Origin of the sequence: uncultured Brachyspira sp., from assembly GCF_944388875.1 — a bacterium.
Taxonomy (GTDB): Bacteria; Spirochaetota; Brachyspiria; order Brachyspirales; family Brachyspiraceae; genus Brachyspira.
Genome location: NZ_CALXKQ010000016.1, coordinates 39483 through 64275 on the forward strand (window position 1 = coordinate 39483; position 24793 = coordinate 64275).

The window sequence follows — 24793 nt, forward strand, 5'->3', positions numbered from 1 at the left end:
TTCTTCATAATTATAATATTTTAAAATTATAGCAAATAAAAATATTAAAGTCAATATAAAACACCTATCTATTTTTATTATGACAGCAGTCCAATCATAGCCTTTTTCTCCCAATTTATATCATTATATTGAGGAGAAGGAAAACTATTCCATTTTATATTTTTTTTAGCAACCCAAACTTCTTTAGATTGAAAAACTCCATTAAGCTCCATCCATTTATGAAGTCTTTCATAATAAGAAGATTTATAAGCATAAGTGTAATATAGTCTATTATTTTCAACAATATATCCTTCCATAAAAGTAGCCTTTATAGAAGGATATCCTGAAAAAATTAACATAAATTTATTCAAATAATCTGTATTACTGTATACAGCCATATTATTATATTTAGCCTTAATAAATATTAATTTCTTTTTATTATCTACAATAAGCTCAGCATCATCTTTAAACAAATAATATTTATCAGAATCAACAGTTCTATTTCTAACCAGTTTTACCCATTCATTATCATAAGATACTACTTTCTTATTATTGATAAAAAATAAAACTGCAAGAAGCAATATGATGACTAAAATAATAAAAATATATTGCATTTACAGTTTTTAATTAATATAAATCTCCTGCATACTCTCCGTCTGCCCAATTAACATCTTCAGGCTGAGGTACTGGATAAGAACTCCAATCAGCATCGGTATTAGCAACCCATCTGTTATTAGTATAAACAGAATTGGCTTTTTTCCATGAATCCAATTTACCTTGATAGCTTCTTACATATTTAGAATATCTCATAACTTTTCCCTCTTCAATAGAGTATCCTTCAACCAAATTAACTCCTAAAGCAGGGGCATTATCATAAAACATAGATATAGGAACCTGATGAGAATAATAAGCATGATTATCTGATCTTGCCCCTACAAATTTATACATTTTTATAAGCAGCATAGGAGTTCTTCCTGAAACTAATTCTAAATCTCCTCCAGGTCTTCCCTCATATAATGCCCCTTTCATATCTATTGTCTTTTTAAAAACAAAACTTGCCCAATTCTTTGAATAATCACTGTCTTTTGTAATGTTTTGTCCATTTAACAAACTAAATGATAATATAAAAAACATTGACAAAAATACCATTATCTTCTTCATAATTGTATTCTCCTTATTTCATAATTACACCTAATTAATTAAATCAATTAAAGCGTATAAAAGTAAAATAATTATTTTATTTTTTTATATTATCGACATTGGAATATTTACTTTAAAAGTAATATGAATATTTTAATTTAAAATGATTTAAATTATTCTGCAAAAACTCTTTGCATTATTATATCTGATATATATACAGCCAAATCTTCAACAGAGATGAAACAGTCATTTAAAATCCAATCTGTAAGAACTGATATAAAAGCTCCTGAATAAAAACTGCCCATAATTCTCATAACATTTTCTTTATCATGACGTATAGTTTTAAAATCTTTTATTCCTTCTATTACATAAGAAGCTAAGTATTCTCTTAAAATTTTAGTAATACTTCCATCCTTATTATTCTGAAATATTATCTTCAAATATTTTCTATTCAAATAAAAATATTGAAGTATTTTTTCCATTATATCTATATGAGAATCTTTTAATTTATTTTCTATTTTATATCTATTTAAATCTTCTAAAAATTTGGCTTCATATTCATCTAACTTTGATTTTAATAGTTCATATTTATCATTGTAATAAGTATAGAAAGTGCTTCTATGCATATTTGCCTTTGCACATATATCTATTACTCTAATATCTTCAAAAGGTTTTTCTTCTAATAAAAGACCTAAAGAATCTTCAAGTAATTTTTTAGTTTTTCTTACTCTTGCATTATTTTTGTTTGAATCATTTTTCATACACAATGTTCCTATAAACTATAAAAGAAAATAATATTGTTAATTGATTTCAAATATTATTGACTATGATTATTATATTATAATCTTATAAAATGTAAACTGTTAATATAACAATAATAAATGATAAATGAAAAAAATTTATATTATAATCAACACTATAATATTTATGTCTATTAATTAGTCTAAAAATATACTATTTTATAGACATATTTTAATTTATGTCAAAGTAAAAAATAATAATTATATTTTTTTATTTTAAGAGGTATAAATTCATATAAAAATTTATATACTATCTTAATAGGAATAATTATTTAGAGATTTTTAATACTATGAGAAATTTAATATATTTTTTTGCAAATAATAGAATGCTGGTAAATATCATAATATTTGTATCTATTATGATAGGACTATATTCGTACTATAATATAGATAAAGAATCATTTCCTTCTACAGATTTAGAATTAATGATTTTACAAGTAGTATACCCTGGTGCCTCTCCTTTAGATGTTGAACAAAATGCAGTTATACAAATAGAAGATCAATTAAGAACAATATCTGGAATAGATGAATTTACTTCTATAATAACAGAAAATGCAGCAATAATATTTGTGCAATTAGATATGGAAATAGATACAAGCAAGGCAAAAGACGACATATTCAGAAAAATGCAAAGTGTTCCAGATATGGCAGAAGATGTTGAAACTATAGAAATAACGGATATAAACCCAAAACTTACATCTATTTACAAAATAGGAGTTCATTTTAAAAAAGGATTTGAAGGCGATGAAAAAGTTTTATATGATTTCAGTAAAGAATTAGAAAGACAATTAAAATATGTTGACGGGGTTGCTGATATAACTGTGCAGGGAAGAACAGACCCTGAAGTAAAAATACTTGCTGACCCAAAAAAACTTCAGGAATACTACATCTCTTTAACTGATATAGTAAACTCTCTTTCTGCAAGAAATATAAGAGCTACAAGCGGAGATTTTAAAAAGCCTCTATATACTGAATTAGAGGAAAATGAAGAAGAAAAAACGATAGTAACAATGGGACAATTTGAAAACCCTGTAGAAGCAACTAATGTTGTAGTGCGTTCCACTTTTAACGGACAAAGAGTAAGAATACAGGATTTAGCAAAAGTTGATAGAGGATTCGTTGAAAAGTCTATATATGTAAGAATAAATAGTATAGAAGGATATTCTCTAAGCATACAAAAAAAAGAAAATGCTGATATAGTAAAAACTACAGAAAACATTAATAATTTCTTAAAAAATAATCAAAAACTAATACCTGAAAATATTGAAGTTACAACTATGGGAGAAACTTCAAGGATGGTATTAGCACTTACAAATGTGGCAACTAGCAATTTGATATTTGGATTTATAATAATACTTATAGTTCTAATAATATTTTTAGATTTCAAAAGTGCATTATTTACAAGCATTGGAATGATAGTTGTAATATTTATAACATTCTCATATATTAATTTTTCTGATTTAACTTTTAATATAATATCGCTTGCAGGAATAATTACTGTAATAGGTATGGTTGTTGATAACAGCATTGTAGTATGCGAAAATATATACGATTTCCAAAAATCAGGAAAAACTGGATTGGATGGTACTGTTGATGCTGTTAAGGATGTCGTAAATCCTATAATGGTTGCTACCATGACTACAGTTGTTGCATTTATGCCAATGCTTCTAACTAAGGATGTTGTAGGTAAATTAATAGCTCCTTTCCCAAAAGTTGTAGTGGTGGCATTACTTGCTAGTTTGTTTCAGGCAATATTTTTACTTCCAAATAACTTGCAGGATAAAACGAATAAAAAATTAGCATTCTTAAAAAAGATTAAAAATCCTCTGGACTTTGATAAAGAAAAACTTTTCAATGCTATGAAAAATCCTTTTAATAAAGCATTAAAGACATTATTAAAATTCAGATATTTAGTAGTTTTATTTTTTATAGTTCTTTTAATATTTTCATTCTTTTTGGCTAAAGAAAGCCTGCAGAAGTTCATACTTATATATGATACAAGCTCTGACAGTATAATGATAAATATTGACTCAGGTATAGGAAACTCTATAAAGAATACTATGAAGTATGTTGAGGAAATAGAGAATGTTATATACAAATCGGTTGATCCTAAAAACTTAATAGCAGTCAATAGCGTTGTAGGAAAACAGGTAAATCAGAATATAGTTGATATATCAGAAGAATCAGCTAATCTTGCAGGCATAACAGTTTATCTTATATCATCAACAGAAAGAAAGAAAACAGCTTATGATATAATGGATGATATAAATAGAGAATTAGAGAAAACAACTTTAAGACAGCAGTTGGATGCTTTAATGGTATCAGTAAAACTTCCTATGGACCCTGGCAAAGCTGTGGATATAAAAATAGTTGGAAATGATATAAACAAAACCAGAAAGGTAAGAGATGAAGTAAAGGAATATTTGCTTAGTTTAGACGGAGTAATAAACTATTATGATGATGATAAAATAGGCAAAGATGAACTTAGAGTTATATTTAATTATGATGAAATAGCACAATTAGGAATGAATGTAGCTAATGTTGCAAATGAATTAAGAACAGCATATAGCGGAACAGTTGCTACATATATTCAGGAACTAGATTATAGACTGGATTTCAGGGTTCAATTGGATAGAAATTATATATTTGACACAAATGTATTGAATAATCTTGTTATACCTAATACATACAATAGACTTTTATATTTAAAAAATGTTGCAAACATAATTAACACAAACGGCGTATCTGCTATTAGGCATTATAACGGACAAAGATGCATAACAATAACAGCAGATTTAATCCAAGGAAAAAATACATCAATACAAGTTATGTTTGCTGTAAAGAATAAATTTAAAGATATAAGTCAAAGATATCCCGGTATAATAATAGGTTTCGGAGGAGAGGCGGATCAAACTGTAGGAGCATTGGACGGACTAGCATCTACATTATTAATAGCTATAGTTTTGATATATTTAATACTATTACTGCAATTTAAAAAATTCATTCAGCCTTTGATGATAATGTTTTTGATACCATTCACATTAACAGGAGTATTTATAGCATTCTATATTCACGGAATGCCTATGTCATTTATAGGATTTATAGGAATAGTTGGATTATGCGGAGTTCTTGTTAATGACGGAATAATAATGATAGATTTAATAAACAAAATCATAGAAGTGGGAAAAACTGATTCAGAAGCATTAAGCAATCCTAAAAAATTTGCATTCAATTCTATAGTAGAAGGTGCAACTCAAAGACTTCTTCCTATATTTTTAACTACAATAACAACAGTAGGAGGGCTTCTTCCAACAGTTTATGGTATAGGAGGACGTGCTGACTTGATAGTACCTATAGTTATGAGTTTGGCTTACGGACTTATATTCTCTACTCTTATAACTTTAATATTTTTACCATGTGTATTTATGATAGCTGTAGATTTAAAACTTATAAAATTAAAATAATTAATGTATTGAAATTAATTATTATCAAACCTTGATTCAGCAAGCTTATCATAAAGTCTTTTAGACATCACCTCTACAGTAATGAATGTCATTCCGCCTGATATTACTCCGCCTGCTATAGGTATAATCTTAGAAACTGTTTTTGCTGCTAAGTTTTTCGTTAATCTTATACCAAGTGCTTTTAAAATACTCTTTATCATTTGATATCCTACAACTTTTGTTAAAGCTATCTTAGGAATTTCTTTTAAAGCAACTCCTGATAAATACTTAGCAAGTGTTTTTAATGCCATTGCAGCCTGAGATTCTCCAAACATAACACCCAAATATATCAATACTATATTAGCTTCTTCATCAGTCATATCATTAGAATCCGAAAAACCAGGCATTCCAGATAAATATGCTAACTTCTGAACAATTCTCATACAATGACCCATAAACTGGCTTAAATCTGCAGGTATAGTACCAGCCATGGCAACTCCTCCAGGTAATCCTGTTAAAAATGAAATAGCTGACGCTTTTGTTCTCTCATAAGAGATTGCAAATTTAGCTTTCTTTTCTATAACATCTATAGGAACTCCTGCTTCGTAAGGACCTTTTTCTAAAATATCATCCATTATATGATAATAATCTTTAGAAAATTCTTTCCTTAAATAATCTTCCCTGCTAACTTTTACTAACGGTAAATTTGATGTGGTTTTAATTAATGTAATAACTTGTTCATCTGTTATCTGCGGCATTCCCATAAAATACTCCTAATAAAAATCACGTTCTATTATAATATAATACAAATAAAAGTCAATAACATTATTATTTTTTACATATTTATTGTTATAAAATAATAATATACTTTAAAAAAAATTATTATATAATATAATGAAAAAAATAAAATTTATTAAGGAAAATAAACTACAATAGATGGGAAATTTTAAAATAGAATCCAATTTCAAACCATCTGGAGATCAAATTACCGCAATAGAATCTCTAGTAAAAGGACTTGAAAATAAAAATAAATATCAAACTCTTTTGGGAGTTACAGCAAGCGGAAAAACTTTTACTATAGCAAATGTTATAGAAAAAGCAAACAGACCCACTCTTGTAATGTCGCATAATAAAACTTTGGCAGCTCAGCTTTACAGAGAACTTAAAGATTTTTTTCCTAATAATGCTGTAGAATACTTTGTTTCATATTATGATTATTATCAACCTGAAGCCTATGTACCTGCTAAAGATTTATATATTGATAAAGATGCTTCAGTTAATGATGAGATTGACAGATTAAGGCTTAAGGCAACTACTTCGCTTCTGGAAAGACGTGATGTTATAATAGTGGCTTCTGTTTCATGTATATATGGTTTGGGTTCTCCTGAAGATTACAGAAAACTATACATATCAATAGAAAAAGACGGAGAATATGACAGAGATGAAATTATAGAAAAATTAGTTTCCATTCAGTATGAACGTGTTAAAGATGTACTTGAACGTGCAAAATTTAAGGTAATAGGTGATACACTAGAAATAATGAGTGCCTATTCTGATGAGGTTATAAGAATAGAATTTTTTGGGGATACAGTAGAGCGTATAATAAAAATTAATCCTATTACAAGACAAAAACTAGCAGAGCAGGAAAGAGTTGTAATATACCCTGCCAAACACTTTGTCACAGGCGGGGAAAAGCTGGCGGCTGGTATCAAATTAATAGAAGAAGAACTTGAGGAGCAATATAATAAATTCAAATCTGAAGGAAAGTTAGTAGAAGCAGAACGTATATACGGAAGAACTAAATATGATTTAGAAATGCTTAGAGAGGTTGGATACTGTGCTGGAATAGAAAACTACTCAAGACCATTATCAGGACGTAAAGAAGGAGACAGACCTGCTTGTTTAATAGACTATTTTCCAAAAGATTTTTTAACTATTATAGATGAATCGCATGTGAGCGTGCCTCAGATTAGAGGAATGTTTTTTGGTGACAGAAGCAGAAAAGAAACTTTAGTTAAATACGGATTCAGACTTCCTTCTGCACTTGATAACAGACCTTTATTTTTTGAAGAGTTTGAAAAGCTCACCAATGATACAATATATATAAGTGCTACGCCTGCTGAATATGAACTTAAAAAAAGCAGTCAGGTTGTAGAGCAGATAATAAGACCTACAGGACTTCTCGATCCTATTATAGAAGTATATCCTATTGACGGACAAATTGATAAAATACTTGAAGAAATTAGAAAAACTGTTTCAAATAATGAAAGAATATTTATAACCACACTCACAAAAAAAATGGCTGAAGACCTCACAAAATATTTAAATGAAAACGGAGTTAGAACTCGTTATCTGCATTCTGATATTCAAACTGTTGAACGTGTAGAGATAATAAGAGATTTAAGACTAGGTGCTTTTGATGTACTTGTAGGTATAAATCTCTTAAGAGAGGGACTTGATGTACCCGAAGTATCTTTGATATTAATACTTGATGCAGACAAAACAGGTTTTTTAAGAAATACAACCACCCTAATACAGACTATAGGACGTGCTGCTAGAAATGCTAATGGCAGAGTTATAATGTTTGCTGACAGTATAAGCGATGCTATGAAAGTGGCAATAGAGGAAACAGAAAGAAGAAGAAAAATACAGATGGAGTACAATAAAGAGCATAATATTACTCCGAAAACTATTATCAAAAAAATACAGGACATAATAGAAAGAGAAGAAAAAGTTGAAACTTCTTATGAACTTCATTTTGATTTCAGACGCTTTAATGAGAGGGTAAAAATTGACCCTAAACAGCAAAGCGATGATTATATAAAAGAGCTTGAAAAAGAAATGAAAAGAGCTTCTGACAGTTTAGAATTTGAAAAAGCTATTGAGATAAGAGAAAAAATTAATCAGCTTAAACAATTAAAGCCTACTAAGAAAAATGTACATAAGAATATAACTTCAAAAAATCCTAATGGAAAAAAGAGTAAAAAATAAATTAATATAATTATATTATTTAAATACAATCATATCCTTATCAGAAAAGGCTTTTTTTAAATCATCATCTATATCTTTAGATTTAAACATTACAGATAAATTATCATCAATTAAAACTTCTTTTTTCTCATTATTATATAATGTACATATTATTTTATAATAATCTCTATCTTTTGATATTGTAGAAACAGCTAAAATATTGGCATCAGATTTTAGATTTTCCATAATATCTTCACTCTTAAAAAATGTTATCAAGTCCTCCATTTTTAGTATATCTTTTTCTACCACATTTTTTAAATAATCCTCTTTATTAAGAAAAGGGAAAAAACTTAAAATTTTTTTTACTATTTTATACAGCATATTTTTTATACCTTAAACTTATTGCAATATTATCATATCCTTATTACCAAATGCTCTTCTAGTTTCACTGTCTAAATCCTCAGCTTCTATACCAACCGCATCCTCCTCATAATCAATAACTTCCCCTCTATTTTTATCATATAAACAATTTATAACATTGACATTCCCATCCTCAAGATTTTGCTTAATAGTAGTTGCTAAAACATTTTTATCCTGCTGCAGTTTCTGCATTCTATTTCTATTTTTAAAGAAACTGAATATATTTTTTACAAAACTAACAATCTGAACAAATATGTGTTTAATAAAATCCCATATAGAACTTATTATCTCAAATATAAAAGAAAACATATAATATTACTCCGATTAATTACTTCAACACAATCATATCTTTATTACCAAATTGATTTATCAAATTATTATCCAACTTATTTGTATAAATAAGCCAGCGTTTAGAACCGCCATCTAAAATAGGTTCATTCTTATTATCTATAAAACATATATGAATTTCATATTTAAACTTTATACTTTTATCAATATTATTTTTATTCAAAATACAAGCTGATGCATTCTTTTTAGGATTAAATTCTGATTTAACTAATTCTATGCATTTTTCTAATGTTAATTCTTCTAATTCTAATTCCTCAAGATTCCAAGATTTCTTTAATTCTTCTATAAGTTTTTCTTCAGGTACTCCATTAAACTCATCACCTAAATTAAGTTTTTCCAATATATCTTTTATACTATCACCTAATTTAACAGTAAATTCTTCTAACTATTTTTTTAATTTTGTTAATGAATTTTTATCAAAATTATATTGCATTTTTATATCTCCATTATTAATTTATATTTATACATTCTTCTCATCATTTAAATTATCATTATTTTCATTACATTTATCTGAACTGTCATCAATATCTTTAGCATCTACATATTTGCCATCCTCTGTTTGAACATTATAATTTTTATTGTCCAAATTATCTTTTATCTGCGAACTTAAATTATCTTTTTTAGCCTTTGATTTAGCTTTTAATTGCTCAAATTTTTCCTTTGATTTACTGAATACCTCATCAAATAATTTTCTATCCATTTTAGCATTTTTTTGTATACTTGATATACAAACTTCTAAAATAGTATTTTTTATCTCTCTAGGTGAAAAACCATCTATTATTTCACTCAAAGACATTAAATATTCATCATCAAATACTTCTCTATCAATAGGAGCTTTTGACGGTATCATCTTTTTTATAATTTTCAATCTTATATCTTTATCAGGAAGTTCAAATTTAATATGCCTTAAAATTCTGCTCTCAAAAGCACTGTCATAATTTTCATGCAAATTAGTTGCAAATATTACAACTCCATTAAATGATTCTAAAAGTATCAGCATCTGACTTCTCAAAGAATTAACTGCCTGATCCGAACTGGAAGATACATTTGTAATACGTTTACCCAAAAAAGAATCCGCCTCATCAAAAAAATAAAAGACAATTTTCCCTTTTAGCTATTTCAAATGCCTGAACCAAATTTTTAGGGGCATCTCCTACAAATTTTGATTCAATATCAGAATAATTTAAAGGCAATATTTTTGTATTCAGCTCACTTGCTATTATGTGTGCTGACATAGTCTTTCCCGTACCAGGAGGACCATAAAAATTAACTATACATCTTGGAACAGGGTCTATTTCAGAAAATCCCCAATCATAATAGATTTTTTGTATATTTTTTATTAATGTAGAAACCTTTTGTATCTCTTCAAATGTAGAATCATTCAATATAATTTGACTCATATTATATTTAGGCTCTATTGGAAATACATTAAGTTTGACTTCTTCTTTTTTTGAGTTATCTGTATTTATAAAATATTTATTTTCTATAACCTCTTTTTTACAATTAAATGCGATTATTACTTTTACATCTAATTTGTTTTCTTTAATAATATTTTTTTCTATAAAGTCTATCTGAGTTTTAAATAGAGATATTTTTATTTCCTGCTCTGAATTAAATTCAACTTCTTTTTCATAAGCATATATAATATTACCCCTATTAGAAATGTTTTTAAAATCATTAGGAGAATAAACTATATAAATATAAAAAGTATTCAAATTATCATCTTTAATCTCAAATCTATTAAGCTTATCTAACAACTCATCATATAATAATTTATATGATGAGTTATTATTATGAATATCATTTTTGTTTATTTCATATAATTCTTTAATAGAATTAGACATAATAAACACCTTCTTTTACTTCTGTTTCTAGAGGAACATTACCCAAATAATCGCCATTTTCATCTTCCACATATACTCTTTTAAGTATTCCTGCATCTATATAATTAACATTGTTAGTCTTCAAATTCTCATTTATTCTTTTATTCAAAGCAATTTTTTGTTCCTCTGTATATTGTCCAACTTTAATTTTTTTAGCATTTGAAAATAGTCCTGTAATATATCCAATTACCCCAGCCACACCAGTACCAACAGTAGAACATAGTCCGTATACTATAGCATCTCCGCAATCAAAAATACCATCTAATACATCTTCAGCAATATCTCTAACCCCATCAACAACATCCCCTACAGCATCACCTATGGTTTCTCCGACATCCATAGCTACTTCAAGAGCTTCACCTGCAAGATCTGTTACTGCATCAAAAGCATCCTCTAAAAAATCAAACAATCCCATATTTTTCTCCTTTTATTAAATTTTTTATTTATTGCAAATTTGTATATTCAAATTGCTAAAATAACTAATTTGAAAATTTATTAATAATAAAAATTTATTTAAATTAATCTGATAAAATGCAATACAAAAATGAATAATGAACTTAGGTATCATTAATATATAAAATAATTTATAAATTTTATTTAGATGCGATGCGATGCGATGCGATGCGATGCGATGCGATGCGATGCGATGCGATGCGATGCGATGCGATGCGATGCGATTATGCATTATAATATCCTTAATAATTCTATATATTAGAGTATATAATATTTTTAGCATTTGTCAATATTTTTTAATATATAAAACAAAAGCCTCAGTAAAATACTGAGGCTTTTTCATTTATATGATTATTTTTTATTCTAATCTTAAATAGGCTGTTTATTAATACATACCGCCCATTCCGCCGCCAGGCATTGGAGGCATTGCTTTTTCTGGTTCAGGTATATCAGTAATAATAACTTCAGCAGTTAATACTTGGCTAGCAATAGAAGCAGCATTTTGTAAAGCACTTCTTGAAACTTTAGCAGGATCAATAATACCAGCTTTAAGCATATCAACCCATTCATTAGTAAGAGCATTGAAACCCATATTACCTTTTTGTTTTTTAGCTTCAATAGCAACAACAGAACCATCTAAACCAGCATTTGTAGCTATCATTCTTATAGGCTCTTCAATAGCTCTTTTTACTATATTAACACCAACCTGCTCATCAGCATTATCTACAGCAATAGATTCAAGTTTATGCTGAGCATGTAAGTAAGTGATACCGCCGCCAGGAATTACACCTTCTTCAACAGCAGCACGAGTTGCAGATAAAGCATCCTCTACTCTAGCTTTTTTCTCTTTCATTTCTACTTCTGTAGCAGCACCTATATTTATAACAGCAACACCGCCTGAAAGTTTAGCTAATCTTTCTTGTAATTTTTCTCTGTCATAATCACTGTCAGTTTCTTCTATTTGTTTTTTAATAGTAGCAACTCTAGCCTGAACATCTGCCTTGCTTCCAGCACCTTCAACTATAGTTGTATTTTCTTTATCTACAGTGATTTTTTTAGCTTTTCCAAGCTGTTCTATAGTAGCATTTTCAAGTTTCATACCTAATTCTTCACTGATAACTTGTCCGCCAGTAAGAATAGCGATATCTTCTAACATAGCTTTTCTTCTATCACCGAAACCAGGAGCTTTAACAGCACAAACTTTTAAAACACCTTTCATTTTGTTTAATACTAAAGTAGCTAAACCTTCATTTTCAATATCTTCAGCAAGAATAAGGAATGGTCTTCCAGTTTGTACTATTTGTTCAAGTATAGGAAGAAGCTCCTGCATATTAGATATTTTTTTATCATAAATAAGAAGCAAAGCATCCTCTAATTCTGCTGTCATACTATCCCCATTAGTTACAAAATATGGAGAAATATAACCTCTGTCAAACTGCATACCTTCTACTAAAGAAAGGCTTGTTTCTAAAGATTTAGCTTCTTCTACAGTAATAACACCTTCTTTACCAACTTTATCCATAGCATCGCTGATTAAAGTACCTATTTCCTTATCATTATTAGCAGAAATTGTAGCAACTTGAGCAATTTCTTCTTTGCCTTTAATATGTTTAGCTTCAGATTTAATATGAGCAACTATTTCATTAACTGCTTTTTCTATACCTCTTTTAATAAGCATAGGATTAGCACCGCTTGTTACATTTTTTAAACCTTCTTTAACCATAGCCTGAGCTAAAACTGTAGCAGTAGTTGTACCATCGCCTGCAACATCGTTAGTTTTAGTAGCAACTTCTTTAACTATTTGAGCACCCATATTTTCAAATGGATCTTCTAATTCTATTTCTTTAGCGATAGTTACACCATCATTTATTATAGTAGGAGGACCGAATTTTTTGTCTATAACAACGTTACGTCCACGAGGTCCTAAAGTTACCTTTACGGCATTAGCTAAAGCATCTACCCCACGCATAAGGGCACGTCTAGCTTCTTCATCAAATAATAGCTGTTTTGCTGCCATACATTTTTCTCCTTAAATATTATAAATAAAAATTATTAGCATATTAAACTTTTAAAATTATTTCATTTTAAAATTGAATGAATTATACACTAAAAAATAAATATTTTCAAGTATACTGTATTTATTAAAAAAGCATTGATATTAAAAATACCAATGCTTTTAAATAAAAAATACAGATGACTATTAAAGTAAACCAAGTCTGCGTTCTTTTTTAATTTTTCTTTTCATTCTTTTAAGAGCTTTTTCTCTCTGAAGTTTTTTCTCAAGAGAAGGCTTTTTGTAGAACTGCTTTTCTTTAAGGTCTTGTAAAATACCTTCGTTCTCACAAGCTCTGCGGAATCTTTTAATAACGCTTTCTATTTGTTCACCTTCATTAGCGAATACACGTACCAATTAACTCACCTGCCTTTTTATAAAATATTAGCGGCGAAGGGACTTGAACCCCTGACACTGCGGATATGAGCCGCATGCTCTAACCACCTGAGCCACGCCGCCGAAAAACAAGCCTAAAATATTTTCGGCTATTAGCGGGGGCAGGACTTGAACCTACGGCCTTTGGGTTATGAGCCCAACGAGCTACCAACTGCTCCACCCCGCGATGTAAAAATATACAATATTAAACATTTAAACTATTTTACATGTTTTCAAAAAAATGTCAAGTATTTTTATACAAACTTACTTAAAAATTCATCGGGTTTGTCATTTTTACCAGATTCAAATAAATCTATTATATATTTATTAATAAACAATTTTTCTTTTTTTATCTTAGTTTCTACAAAAAGACCCTCATCCTTTAATCTTGATAAAAATCTTGCTGCTTTATCACGCTTCCATTCAAACATATACATTAAATCTACTATTTTTATATATGGTGTTGTAAATATGATAGAAAATATGTTAGGATTTGCTGCTTTCTTAAAATTCTTATTTTTGGATAATCTATTCTTAAGCTCAAGTAAATTCTTATTCACAAATTCTATAGTATCAACAGCATACAAACATATACCTCGTAAAAATTTTAAATATGTTTTAATAGATTCTATATTAGAATCATTATTCATACAGTTTACAAAAAATTGATAAGGATAAAGTATAGGATTATCTAATAACTTTAATTTACATGAATAAAGATTAAAAACAACTCTGCATATAATAAAAGAACTCTTTAATTCCTTAACATATTCATAAGATACCCTTTGATAAATTAAAAGTTTTAATAATGGATCCAAATCCAAACTATCTATATATGCTATATTATCATCATAAGATTTATCAATAAAAATATCTCTATCCTCAAGCATACTAACTATTTTAGAAAAAATTTCAGAATTATAATCCTTATATAAAAACTCATTTAATATTTTAAATTCCTTATGCTTAGACTGATACTCCTCTAATATGCTGTATGATATAATAGCAATATCTTTAAACTCATAATGATTATCAGGATTTAATATTAATGATAAAATACTTAAAAGATATTCAGAATTTTTTAATGATATACAGGACATTCTAAAATTATAATAAGCATGCCAAGTTTTAGCCAATTCTTTTAACACACCTACATCATCGAATATTTCTATATTAAATTTACTATCCATATACGTATATTAACATAAAAATGCTTATATATCAATATTAATTATTTACATACTATTAAGTTTTTTTATAGCCTCTTCTATTGCTTCCATTTTGGCATCATATTTATTAATATTTTCTATTCTATTTATGCCGTCGCAAGCCTGCCATAATGAAACTAAAGAAACATAATCTTCTGCTTTATCCTTAGCATCATATTTATCAAAATTATATGTAATACCTGATAATACGCATTCAAAATCACTTATAATAGCTTCGTATATCTTTTCTGCCTTTTCAAAGTCCTCTATCTCCTCAAAACATAATCCAGTCTTTATCATATCAGGACCAACTAATCCTCTATAATTAGCCATAACATTGCATGTAATATAACTTTTATAATACATAACTTCTGCCCTAGACCTAGCATCTCCTGCTATTTCTGAAAAATCTGAAAGCACATCAAGTATACTTCTATATATAGATGCTGTTATAACTATACTAACCTTATTAATATAACTAGTATTAAGAAAACTGCTTACCAAATTATGAGAAATTTTTGAAATAAGCTCATATACACTTTTTACAAGCAAATTAAGCTCTTCTCTATAACCTCCAAAATAAAAAGCATAAATAAATCTTACAAAATCTCCGTAAAGCAAAGCATTATTAGCTGTTAAATCAAAATCTATATTTTCAATGCCAGCTATGTTTTTATTATCAATCAAATCTTTTATAACCTTCAAAACACTGCCGTCATCTTCATAATTTAATTTAGAATTCTCAGAAGTAAATAACTCTATCGCATGCAGTTTCTTTTTCTCAGTGAACTCTCTCATATAAGATTCTAATGTAGATCTTACTAAAAAAGTATTACCTGCTGATAAAGGCTTTAATATATTCGAATATTCTCCATTGAATAATTCATCCCTTAAATGTTTTATCTCCTTATGATCCATAAATATACCCCATGATAAACTTCATTTAAATTATACTATATATTATACATTATATTTAAAATAATAATATAGATAATAATATTTAAATTAATATATACTTTTTGCTGATTTTAATATAGAATAATTAAAAACTAATTAGGATATATAAAAAATGGAACTTTTGGCACCAGCAGGAAATAAAGAAAAATTAGAAGTGGCATATCATTATGGAGCAGATGCAGCATATATAGGCGGATCATTATTTAATTTAAGACATCAAAGCAAAAATACTACAATAGAAGAATTGGCGGAATGCGGAGAAACAGCAAAAAAATTAAATAAAAAAATGTACTTAACTTTAAATGCGTTTTTGCATGAATATGATAAAAATAATTTGAAAGAATATCTAAAAGAAATTAGAGATATAAATATAGATGCTTTTATAGTTTCTGATTTGGGAGTACTTGGTATAGTAAAAGAAATAATACCTGAAGCTGATATTCATATAAGCACTCAGGCTTCCGTTACAAATAGCTATTCATGTAAAATATATGAAACATTGGGAGCAAGCAGAATAATACTTGCAAGAGAACTTTCATTAGATGAAATAAAAGAAATCAGAGATAATACAGACTTGGAATTAGAAACATTTGTACATGGGGCTGTATGCATGTCATATTCTGGAAGATGTCTGCTTTCCAATTTTTTAAATAACAGAGATGCTAATGGAGGAGAATGCTCTCAGGTTTGCAGATGGAATTTCAAAACATACATAGAAGAAAAAACAAGACCTGGCGAGTTCATGGAAATAGAAGAAGGAGAAGATCATTCTACAATATTAAGCAGCAGAGATTTACAGATGGCAGAATATTTGCATTTACTTCAGAAGGCTGGTATTGACTCAATAAAGATAGAGGGAAGAATGAAAAGTGTGTATTATGTTGCTAATACGGTTAGAGTTTATAGAGTATTATTAGACTTACTTGACAGAATAGGATACGAATCCTACCCTGAAGCAATAAAAAAAGAGCCTATTGCAAGTTATTTAAAAGAACTTGATACTATAAGCAGAAGAGAAAGCGATACTGGTTTTTATTTCGGAAGAGATAATATAAAACCAACTCTTAAAGGATATCTTAAAGGAAGAAGACTCATGGGTATGATTGCTGATGACGGAGATGAATATGCAAAAATTACCGTATACAACACTATAAAAAACGGAGACAATTTAGTATATATAGGAAAAGATTTTATAAATCATAATGATAACAGATTCAAATTATTTATAAAAACAGAAGAAAATGAGTTTGTAGAAGTTGACAATATTAGAAATATAGATAATGCCTATATAAAATCAGGAGCTCATGATTTTAAAAAATATGATATTATAACAGCAGAAGAATAATATGGAAACTGTATTAGGAGTAGATTTCGGTAGAAAAAAAACTGGAACTGCATTTGTGAATATGGATATAAAAATTCCTTTTCCATGCAGACTTATAGAAGAAAGCAATGCAAGAAAAGTTAAGCGTGCTTTGATGGATATAATAGAAGAAAAGAAAATAAATACTGTTGTTTTTGGTCTTCCTCTATCTGATGAAGGAAAAGAAAGTGAATGGTGTTCTGAAATAAGACGCTTTTCTGAGTTTCTTTTAAAAAGTGTAAAAGTTAATATTGTTTTTGTTGATGAATACGGCACTTCTAAAGAGGCTGATTTTATACTTAGAGGAAAAAAGAAAAATGTCAAAAAAAAAGCAAATGATTTAATTGCTGCTGTTTTAATATTAGAAAATTATTTAAATACATTAAATAAACATAATAATTAAAAGAAAAGAGAAACTTCCAATCCTAATTTATTTTCCATTTTTCTATATGCATATAATTGTCTTGAACGCATATATTCATATTTAACACCTATTACAAATCTGTAAATCTCTATTCCTATTCCAACTGAAATAGAAGGAAACCATTTATCATAACTATTCACTATATTGTATCCGTCAGTATTATTTCTTCTTAATACAGTGTTGATCCTATCATAGCTTGCTCCTAAATAAAATCCTGTTATTAAGCTTATTTCTCCCCATAACGGATATCTGAAATCTGTACCATAATATAATCCAAATAAATTTACAAAATTAGACTCGTCAAATCCTGTCATAGCAAATGAGAAGCCTCCGTAAAATGTAAAATAACCATATTTATAGTGAAGAGAAAAATGCATAAGTTCTATACTCGAGTCCCTAAACTCTTCTTTGTTTCTATCATAAAGTTCATTATCTCCTAGTATATCCCCTCCTATATGAGTACATATATGACGTATTGGCGTAAATCTAAACCTTAAAACATCATTGTATATATAATCAAAGTATGCTTCTACTTGCATATAAGTGCCGTAAAATAAACTCTCTCCGTAAAATATTTTATAATCTGGATTATAAACTGATAAAAAAAATTGTGTTAAAAAACCTACACCTATTTTGAATCTATGCTTATCTTTATAATTAAATACTATAGGATTTATTTCTGTAGCTAAAGTAGGCTGATGAAAAAATGACATTTTATCAAAACGGTAATTTCCATTATTATACATATCTTCTATACTAAATATATCGCCTATCCAATATTTACAATTATAAACTTCAGGATCAAGCCATCCATACAAATATTTATCTGTTTCATAAACTCTTAAAGGATTAAATTTCCACTCTGATTTAACCTCTTTAGAATGAAAATCCATTTTTTCTTTAAATGAATTAGTTTGAGGATATAATTCACCTAAAAATATTAGTATTAATATAATAAATTTATATTTCATAATTAAAATCTAACTGAACTTAATGAGCTGCCTATCCTAATAATTGAATCATGTAAATAAGATACTGGAAAAGTATAATTCAATATAAAATAATAATCATTTTTAGGTTCAAAAATTGTATATAATAAAAATGTATTATTGTCCATATTTATTTTAAATTGAATATTTTTCCTGCCGTTTATTATATAATACTCTTCTGTAAAATTATTACCGTTTTTCATGCTTCTTATAAAATTAATAAAATTATCCAATGATACCTCATCTTTTTTCATATAGGCTGCCAAGCATGTTATTTTTATATTTTCATCTATAAACATGCTGTCTGTATAAAAATAATCCTTACCGTATCCTGTTTGAGATATGATATCATCTCTTTCCTTATCAGACAATTTAATAGAATTTATAGGAGGAGCAAATTTTACTCCTGCATTTGAAATAGAATATTCATTGGTATTTTTTACTGAATTATCTTCTTCATTATTCAATTCCAAATTTTTAAAAATTATATCCCTATTTGAAAATATATCTTTAGAATCATTATTGCTCACAGCATCATATTCTTTATTATTGTTATTGCTGCAGCTTAATGTAAATAATACAAAAATTAAAGAAATTAAAAAATATTTATTCATACAAGTCCGTTTATTTTAGGGCTATTAAATTATATTATAACAGCCCTTATAAATTATGATTGATTTTTACTTTGTAACTGTAACAGTTCTACTTGTGAAAGATACTAATCCAGTTAAAAGGTTTAAGAAAAAGTCGCCGGCATTTGATCTAGTATATACCTCATAATTTTGAGCATTTCCTGCTAATTGATGAGTATCCACAAAACCTACAGGAACCAATCCCCATAATGCATACCACTGCTTTCTTGATACTGAAACTCCTGTTTGAGGACCATTGCCTACTATATGCTTATGCTGTGCTATGCATGATGTGGCAAATAAGGCAACTATAAATACTAAAACAAGCATTTTTTTCATCTGCTCTCTCCTTTGTAATTAATGATTTTATTTTATACTGCTAAATAAAAAATGTTAATTATATAAATAAAATCAGAAAGGATTGCACTATATATATGAATATGTAGATATATAATGTAAATTATGATTTTTTTAGATTAAAAGAAGTTTTACAATAAAAATTACGTATTATTTTTTGATAATTTTGAATTTACTATTATTAATAGATACTGTTTTATAATGAAAATACTTTACAATTATATCATTTTTAGTATAATATATTAACTAAAAAAGGAAAATATTTAAATGATAAATAAAAAATACATAACTCTAATCTCTATAATAATAATTTTAACTATAATACTAACAATAACAATATTCTTAAAAAATAAAGGATATTCATTACCTAATTTAAAAGCAATAAATTCAAATATAACAGAAATAAAAATAAATAGAGCTGATAAAGAGAATATATCAATAAAATTAACAGATAATAAATGGACTGTAAATGATAAATATAATGCAGATAATTCTTTAATAGAATCAATGACAAATGTATTATACAATATACAGCCTGTAGAAATAGTTTCAAGAGGCGATGCAGAAGCCTTGCAAAAATATAAATTATCAGATGATGAAATATTAACTGTTACGGTACTAGACAATTCTTCAAAAGAAATTAGAAATATAAAATTCGGAATGAAATCAACGATAGGAAATACTGTATACGGTCAAATAGCAAATGATAAAAATATATATTTGCTTGGAAATACATCTTCAAATCCTAAAGATATATTCGATAAAACAGAAAGCGATTTTATAAATAAAACAATATCTTCCATACGACATGATAATATACAAAAAATAACTATAGAATACAATAATAACTCATACACTTTAGAAAAATCAAAGGATGATGAAAACAGCTGGATTAAAACTTGGAATAACAATTCAATATCTGTAAATGATGCCTATTCAAGTGTATTTGCAATGGCTAATTTAAAAGCTGACGGATTAATAGAAGATAATAATATGGCAAAAAATCAATCTTTATACAAGATAAGCATACAAACATCTGAAGGCAGTACTTTATCATACAGCATTCTAAACAAAATGAATGATGGAAAATATGAAATTACATCAGATAATGACAGCAATAGATATTATTTATCTGATTCTGCTTTTAATAATTTAGAAGAAGCTATCAATAAAATAACAGCATAGATTATAACAAAAATAATTTGTAATAATAAATATTAAAAATACTTGTTTTTTATAGATTATATTTGTTTCAGGAAATTTATTACATAATAAATTATTTCAAATTTTTATATTGATATATACAAAAAATAATATAGAGTTAGTAAAAACATTAAGGAGTTTAACTATGAATAAAATAACAGCTGTATTATTTTGTATAATATTTATCATTTCATGTTCAAATAATAATACAGAAAAAACTTCTTCATCTAATAGCGGCATAAAAGAAGCTGTAACAATAAATGTTGAAGGCACTTCCTCTCCAGAAAGTATTAGATTAAGAAATGGAAAACTGTATATTTCAAATATTGGAGAAGATAATAAAACTAGAGATGGATTTTTTTTATGTGTTAATGAAGACGGCTCCAATCCCATAAAACTTTTTGATGGAGAACTAGATGGTCCTAGAGGATTCTATTTTATAACTGATGATATTATTGCAATTGCAGATCATGATAGAGATAATGGTTTATCTGGAAATGTAGTTCTAGGAAATGTTAAAGATAATACCATAATAACAAGATTAACTATAGATGAAGCTAAACTATTAAATGATATAGTATCCATAGATAATGAAACTATAGCGGTTACAGATACAGGAAACAGCAAAGTATACATAATAAAAATAGAAAATAATTCATCACTTTCTATTATAAACACTGTTGATAATGTTTATGGTGCTAACGGCATAGCATTTGATAACGGAATACTGTATGTTGCCACAAGCGGATTTATGGGAGGAGATAATACAGGATATATATATTGTTTTAACTCTGATGGTACAGGATTAGATAAATGGACTGATTCTATAATAGGAAGCGGAGGATTAGACGGTATAGCAGTATATAATAATAAATTATATGTTACAGATTGGGGAGAAGGCGGTACTAATGCATGCATTTATACATTCGATTTAAACACAAAAGAGCAATTAGAAAAAATAGAAGGCTCATTGAAAGGTGCTGCTGATATAGATGTAATTAATGAAACCATATATATACCAGAACTTGCTACAGGGTTAATCAAGAAAATAGAATTATAATTTATTAATATATCATATTATAAGCATCCTATATACTCAAATATATAGGATGCTTTTTATAAATTGTAAAAAATATTTATATTATATCTTGTAATTTTTTAATATTTATATTATACTATACATAAATATTATTAGTTTAATAGGATTATAAATAAATCTTTTATGCAGCGGTTTAATTATTTAAAACTCCTAATTATTGTTAGGAGATAGTACTTTCAATACTTATCATTCTTTAAAACATAAAAATATATTTCTATATTATTTTAATATGCAATTATTAATCAGCAATATTTTTAAAAAATTATATATAAAGGATAAAATATAAATGGATATAATAATAATAATAGTGTTAATACTTTTAAATGGTATATTTGCCATGTCTGAAATAGCGGTAATTTCAGCAAGAAAAACATCATTAATGAAAGACAGTAAAGAAGGTAATAAGGGAGCAGCCACAGCATTATCTCTAGCCAATGACCCAGACAAATTTTTATCTACTATACAGATAGGAATAACGCTTATAGGTATATTAACAGGTATATATTCAGGAGATACTGTTGCAAAAGAGCTTTCAAATATACTCACAAAAATTCATATACCTCAAACATATACCCATATAATAGCACAGGTAATAGTAGTGGCATTAGTAACATATTTAACTTTAATATTCGGAGAACTTGTACCTAAAAGAATAGGAATGGTTATGCCTGAAAAAATAGCAAAGGTTGTGTCAAGACCTATGACTATACTTTCAAAAATAGGTGCTCCATTTGTTTGGATACTGTCAAAAAGTGCTTCTATAGTTTCAAGGGTTTTGGGAATAAAAGATGATAAAAGCCCTGTAACAGAAGAGGAAATCAAATCAATGATAGAAGAAGGAAGACAAGGCGGAGAGGTTAAAGATATAGAACAGGATATTATAGAGAGGGCATTCTTTTTGGGTGATAGAAAAATTGAGTCTATAATGACACATAGAAGCGATATAGTATTTTTAGATATCAATATGAGCAATGATGAAATAAAAAAAATTATATCAAAACATTCATTTTCAGCCTACCCTGTTGTTGACAATAATCTTGATAATATTGTAGGGGTTATTAGAGTAACAGATGTATTTGATAAATTAAACAATTCAAAATCAAAAATAGAAAAATTTGTTAAAAAGGCTAATTATTTTCATAATAACATGGAAGTATATTTAGTTCTTGAAGAGATGAAAAAGAATAAAACTAAAATAGGTCTTATATCTGATGAGTTTGGAAATATAGACGGTATGGTAACTCAAAGCGATATATTTTCAGCATTGGTAGGTTCCGTATCAGAGGGTAAGGAAAGCAAAGATATAAAGAAAAGAAAAAACGGCGGATGGTTTGTAGACGGACAATGTCCTATATATGATTTTTTAGAATATTTTGAAATAGAAGATGAGAATGCATCCAACACATATAATACTATAAGCGGATTAATACTTGAATTACTGCAGCATGTTCCTTCTGAGGGAGAATCTATAGAATGGAAAAATCTAAATATAGAAATTGTTGATATGGATGGTGCTAGAATAGATAAGGTAATAGTAAATAAAATAGATATAAAAGAAGAAAAGGAAGAAGATTCAAAATAATAAAAATATGAATTTGCTCGAGACTGGACTTGAACCAGCACGGTGTTACCCGACAGCACCTCAAGCTGTTGTGTCTACCTATTCCACCACCCGAGCCTAAATCATTATAAACGCATTATATTATATACTATAATCATATTTTGTCAAATACTTAAAATATAGTAATAACATTATTTAAGGAGTACTTGACAAGATTAGATATAAAAATTATTTTATAGAAATGTTAAAATTTCGTATTTTTATATAGTTATATTAAAAACGTGCGGTTAGTTCACAATAAATTTAAAAAATACTTGGGTGGGCAGTTATAATAACAGAATTAATTAAAAAGAAAAATAAAGCAGAAATTACAGGTTAAAGTAGAAAATATGAAGGGTGGGAAAATGTAAGTAAATTTAAAATTTTTTTAAACATACCCTCCTTATAAATTTTTTGCTTTTATTGAAAATAGAATTCTAATTAATTTTACTGTCTAATTACAAAAGCATACCCTACCTAGCTTTTATTAAATTTGTAATTTTCATTAACGCACGCTGAACTCAGTTTTTAATATAAAGAAATTTGAATTGCAAATAATTATATATTTTTAAATTCGTTCTGCGTGCGGTTAGTTGACTATAAATTTAAAAAACGATTGGGTGGTCAGTGCTATAACTATTTTTAACTAAAAATAAAAATAACTCATAAATTACAGATTAAAGCAGAAAATATGAAGGGTGGGAAAATGAAAATAAATTTTGAAATTTTTATAACATACCCCGCCCTTATAAATTTTTTGCTTTTATTGAAAATAGAATTCTAATTAATTTTACCGTCTAATTACAAAAGCACACCCACCCTAGTTTTTATTAAATTTATAATTTTCATTAACGCACGATAAACCAAATTTTTAATATAACATAAATTTGAATTGCAAATAAATATATAGTTTTAAATTTGTTCTGCGTGCGGTGAGTTGGCTATAAATTTAAAAAATACTTGGGTGGGCAGTTATAATAACAGAATTAATTAAAAAGAAAAATAACGCATAAATTATATATTAAAGCAGAAAATATAAAGGGTGGGAAAATGAAAATAAATTTTAAAATTTTTATAACATACCCCGCCCTTATAAT

The 24793-nt window shown here is 27.4% G+C and carries 24 protein-coding genes and 3 tRNA genes; 7 read left to right on the plus strand and 20 right to left on the minus strand.

The window, feature by feature from the left end:
• Positions 1-77 precede the first annotated feature (77 nt).
• The 3 genes from Q0J69_RS09690 to Q0J69_RS09700 form a co-directional block, all read right to left on the minus strand.
• Positions 78-593 (minus strand): hypothetical protein, encoded by a 516-nt coding sequence (locus Q0J69_RS09690; RefSeq protein ID WP_297206786.1) that lies wholly within the window; start codon positions 591-593, stop codon positions 78-80.
• 13 nt (positions 594-606) lie between these two features.
• The gene (locus tag Q0J69_RS09695; RefSeq protein WP_297206788.1) at positions 607-1140 is read right to left on the minus strand and encodes a hypothetical protein; all 534 of its coding nucleotides are present in this window, start codon (positions 1138-1140) and stop codon (positions 607-609) included.
• A gap of 152 nt (positions 1141-1292) precedes the next feature.
• Positions 1293-1880 carry a TetR/AcrR family transcriptional regulator C-terminal domain-containing protein gene (locus Q0J69_RS09700; RefSeq protein WP_297206790.1) on the minus strand — a complete coding sequence of 196 codons (588 nt, stop codon included), beginning with the start codon at positions 1878-1880 and terminating at the stop codon, positions 1293-1295.
• 329 nt (positions 1881-2209) lie between these two features.
• Between Q0J69_RS09700 and Q0J69_RS09705 the strand changes: the two genes are divergently transcribed.
• Positions 2210-5383: an efflux RND transporter permease subunit gene (locus Q0J69_RS09705; protein ID WP_297206792.1), complete on the plus strand. Its 3174-nt coding sequence runs from the start codon at positions 2210-2212 to the stop codon at positions 5381-5383.
• 14 nt (positions 5384-5397) lie between these two features.
• Here the strand turns inward: Q0J69_RS09705 and Q0J69_RS09710 are convergent, their stop codons facing one another.
• Positions 5398-6126, minus strand: coding sequence for a hypothetical protein (locus tag Q0J69_RS09710; protein WP_297206794.1), 729 nt, complete (start codon positions 6124-6126; stop codon positions 5398-5400).
• A gap of 172 nt (positions 6127-6298) precedes the next feature.
• Here Q0J69_RS09710 and uvrB point away from each other — a divergent pair, with 172 nt between their 5' ends.
• Positions 6299-8353, plus strand: coding sequence for an excinuclease ABC subunit UvrB (uvrB, locus tag Q0J69_RS09715; RefSeq protein ID WP_297206797.1), 2055 nt, complete (start codon positions 6299-6301; stop codon positions 8351-8353).
• A gap of 15 nt (positions 8354-8368) precedes the next feature.
• Here the strand turns inward: uvrB and Q0J69_RS09720 are convergent, their stop codons facing one another.
• The 12 genes from Q0J69_RS09720 to Q0J69_RS09775 all read right to left on the minus strand — a co-directional run bounded on the left by Q0J69_RS09720 (position 8369) and on the right by Q0J69_RS09775 (position 15990).
• Complete coding sequence (locus tag Q0J69_RS09720) at positions 8369-8713, minus strand: hypothetical protein (RefSeq protein ID WP_297206799.1); 345 nt, start codon at positions 8711-8713, stop codon at positions 8369-8371.
• An 18-nt stretch (positions 8714-8731) separates the two neighbouring features.
• On the minus strand, positions 8732-9061 hold the full coding sequence (locus Q0J69_RS09725) for a hypothetical protein (protein ID WP_297206802.1): 330 nt from the start codon (positions 9059-9061) through the stop codon (positions 8732-8734).
• Between the two features lie 19 nt (positions 9062-9080).
• Complete coding sequence (locus Q0J69_RS09730) at positions 9081-9440, minus strand: hypothetical protein (RefSeq protein WP_297206803.1); 360 nt, start codon at positions 9438-9440, stop codon at positions 9081-9083.
• 120 nt (positions 9441-9560) lie between these two features.
• Positions 9561-10166 carry a hypothetical protein gene (locus Q0J69_RS09735; RefSeq protein WP_297206805.1) on the minus strand — a complete coding sequence of 202 codons (606 nt, stop codon included), beginning with the start codon at positions 10164-10166 and terminating at the stop codon, positions 9561-9563.
• Between the two features lie 16 nt (positions 10167-10182).
• Positions 10183-10944 (minus strand): AAA family ATPase, encoded by a 762-nt coding sequence (locus Q0J69_RS09740; protein WP_297206807.1) that lies wholly within the window; start codon positions 10942-10944, stop codon positions 10183-10185.
• Positions 10937-11398: a hypothetical protein gene (locus tag Q0J69_RS09745; RefSeq protein ID WP_297206809.1), complete on the minus strand. Its 462-nt coding sequence runs from the start codon at positions 11396-11398 to the stop codon at positions 10937-10939. The genes Q0J69_RS09740 and Q0J69_RS09745 overlap by 8 nt, the downstream gene beginning before the upstream one ends.
• Before the next feature lie 423 nt (positions 11399-11821).
• Positions 11822-13453 carry a chaperonin GroEL gene (gene groL / locus Q0J69_RS09750; RefSeq protein WP_297206811.1) on the minus strand — a complete coding sequence of 544 codons (1632 nt, stop codon included), beginning with the start codon at positions 13451-13453 and terminating at the stop codon, positions 11822-11824.
• 183 nt (positions 13454-13636) lie between these two features.
• The gene (rpsU, locus tag Q0J69_RS09755) at positions 13637-13846 is read right to left on the minus strand and encodes a 30S ribosomal protein S21 (RefSeq protein ID WP_297206813.1); all 210 of its coding nucleotides are present in this window, start codon (positions 13844-13846) and stop codon (positions 13637-13639) included.
• A gap of 28 nt (positions 13847-13874) precedes the next feature.
• Positions 13875-13948 (minus strand) — tRNA-Met (locus tag Q0J69_RS09760).
• Between the two features lie 30 nt (positions 13949-13978).
• Positions 13979-14051: transfer RNA gene (locus tag Q0J69_RS09765), tRNA-Met, on the minus strand.
• Positions 14052-14118: 67 nt separating this feature from the next.
• The gene (locus tag Q0J69_RS09770) at positions 14119-15054 is read right to left on the minus strand and encodes a hypothetical protein (protein ID WP_297206815.1); all 936 of its coding nucleotides are present in this window, start codon (positions 15052-15054) and stop codon (positions 14119-14121) included.
• Between the two features lie 45 nt (positions 15055-15099).
• Positions 15100-15990: a hypothetical protein gene (locus tag Q0J69_RS09775; protein ID WP_297206817.1), complete on the minus strand. Its 891-nt coding sequence runs from the start codon at positions 15988-15990 to the stop codon at positions 15100-15102.
• Positions 15991-16141: 151 nt separating this feature from the next.
• On the opposite strand from Q0J69_RS09775, the gene Q0J69_RS09780 reads away from it, so the two are divergent.
• Both Q0J69_RS09780 and ruvX read left to right on the plus strand, forming a co-directional pair.
• Positions 16142-17374 (plus strand): peptidase U32 family protein, encoded by a 1233-nt coding sequence (locus Q0J69_RS09780; RefSeq protein ID WP_297206819.1) that lies wholly within the window; start codon positions 16142-16144, stop codon positions 17372-17374.
• 1 nt (position 17375) lies between these two features.
• Complete coding sequence (gene ruvX, locus Q0J69_RS09785) at positions 17376-17795, plus strand: Holliday junction resolvase RuvX (protein WP_297206822.1); 420 nt, start codon at positions 17376-17378, stop codon at positions 17793-17795.
• Here the strand turns inward: ruvX and Q0J69_RS09790 are convergent.
• The 3 genes from Q0J69_RS09790 to Q0J69_RS09800 form a co-directional block, all read right to left on the minus strand.
• On the minus strand, positions 17792-18787 hold the full coding sequence (locus Q0J69_RS09790; protein WP_297206825.1) for a hypothetical protein: 996 nt from the start codon (positions 18785-18787) through the stop codon (positions 17792-17794). The two genes, ruvX and Q0J69_RS09790, sit on opposite strands and share 4 nt — an antisense overlap.
• A gap of 2 nt (positions 18788-18789) precedes the next feature.
• Positions 18790-19419 carry a hypothetical protein gene (locus Q0J69_RS09795; protein WP_297206828.1) on the minus strand — a complete coding sequence of 210 codons (630 nt, stop codon included), beginning with the start codon at positions 19417-19419 and terminating at the stop codon, positions 18790-18792.
• Between the two features lie 66 nt (positions 19420-19485).
• Positions 19486-19776, minus strand: coding sequence for a hypothetical protein (locus tag Q0J69_RS09800; protein ID WP_297206829.1), 291 nt, complete (start codon positions 19774-19776; stop codon positions 19486-19488).
• Positions 19777-20061: 285 nt separating this feature from the next.
• Between Q0J69_RS09800 and Q0J69_RS09805 the strand changes: the two genes are divergently transcribed.
• The 3 genes from Q0J69_RS09805 (at position 20062) to Q0J69_RS09815 (ending at position 23678) form a co-directional block, all read left to right on the plus strand.
• Positions 20062-20979 (plus strand): DUF4340 domain-containing protein, encoded by a 918-nt coding sequence (locus tag Q0J69_RS09805; protein ID WP_297206832.1) that lies wholly within the window; start codon positions 20062-20064, stop codon positions 20977-20979.
• Between the two features lie 163 nt (positions 20980-21142).
• Complete coding sequence (locus Q0J69_RS09810) at positions 21143-22057, plus strand: ATP-binding protein (RefSeq protein ID WP_297206835.1); 915 nt, start codon at positions 21143-21145, stop codon at positions 22055-22057.
• A gap of 325 nt (positions 22058-22382) precedes the next feature.
• A complete protein-coding gene (locus Q0J69_RS09815; protein WP_297206838.1) occupies positions 22383-23678 on the plus strand; it encodes a hemolysin family protein in 1296 nt (431 codons plus the stop codon).
• A gap of 14 nt (positions 23679-23692) precedes the next feature.
• Here the strand turns inward: Q0J69_RS09815 and Q0J69_RS09820 are convergent.
• Positions 23693-23774 (minus strand) — tRNA-Leu (locus Q0J69_RS09820).
• Positions 23775-24793: the final 1019 nt, after the last annotated feature.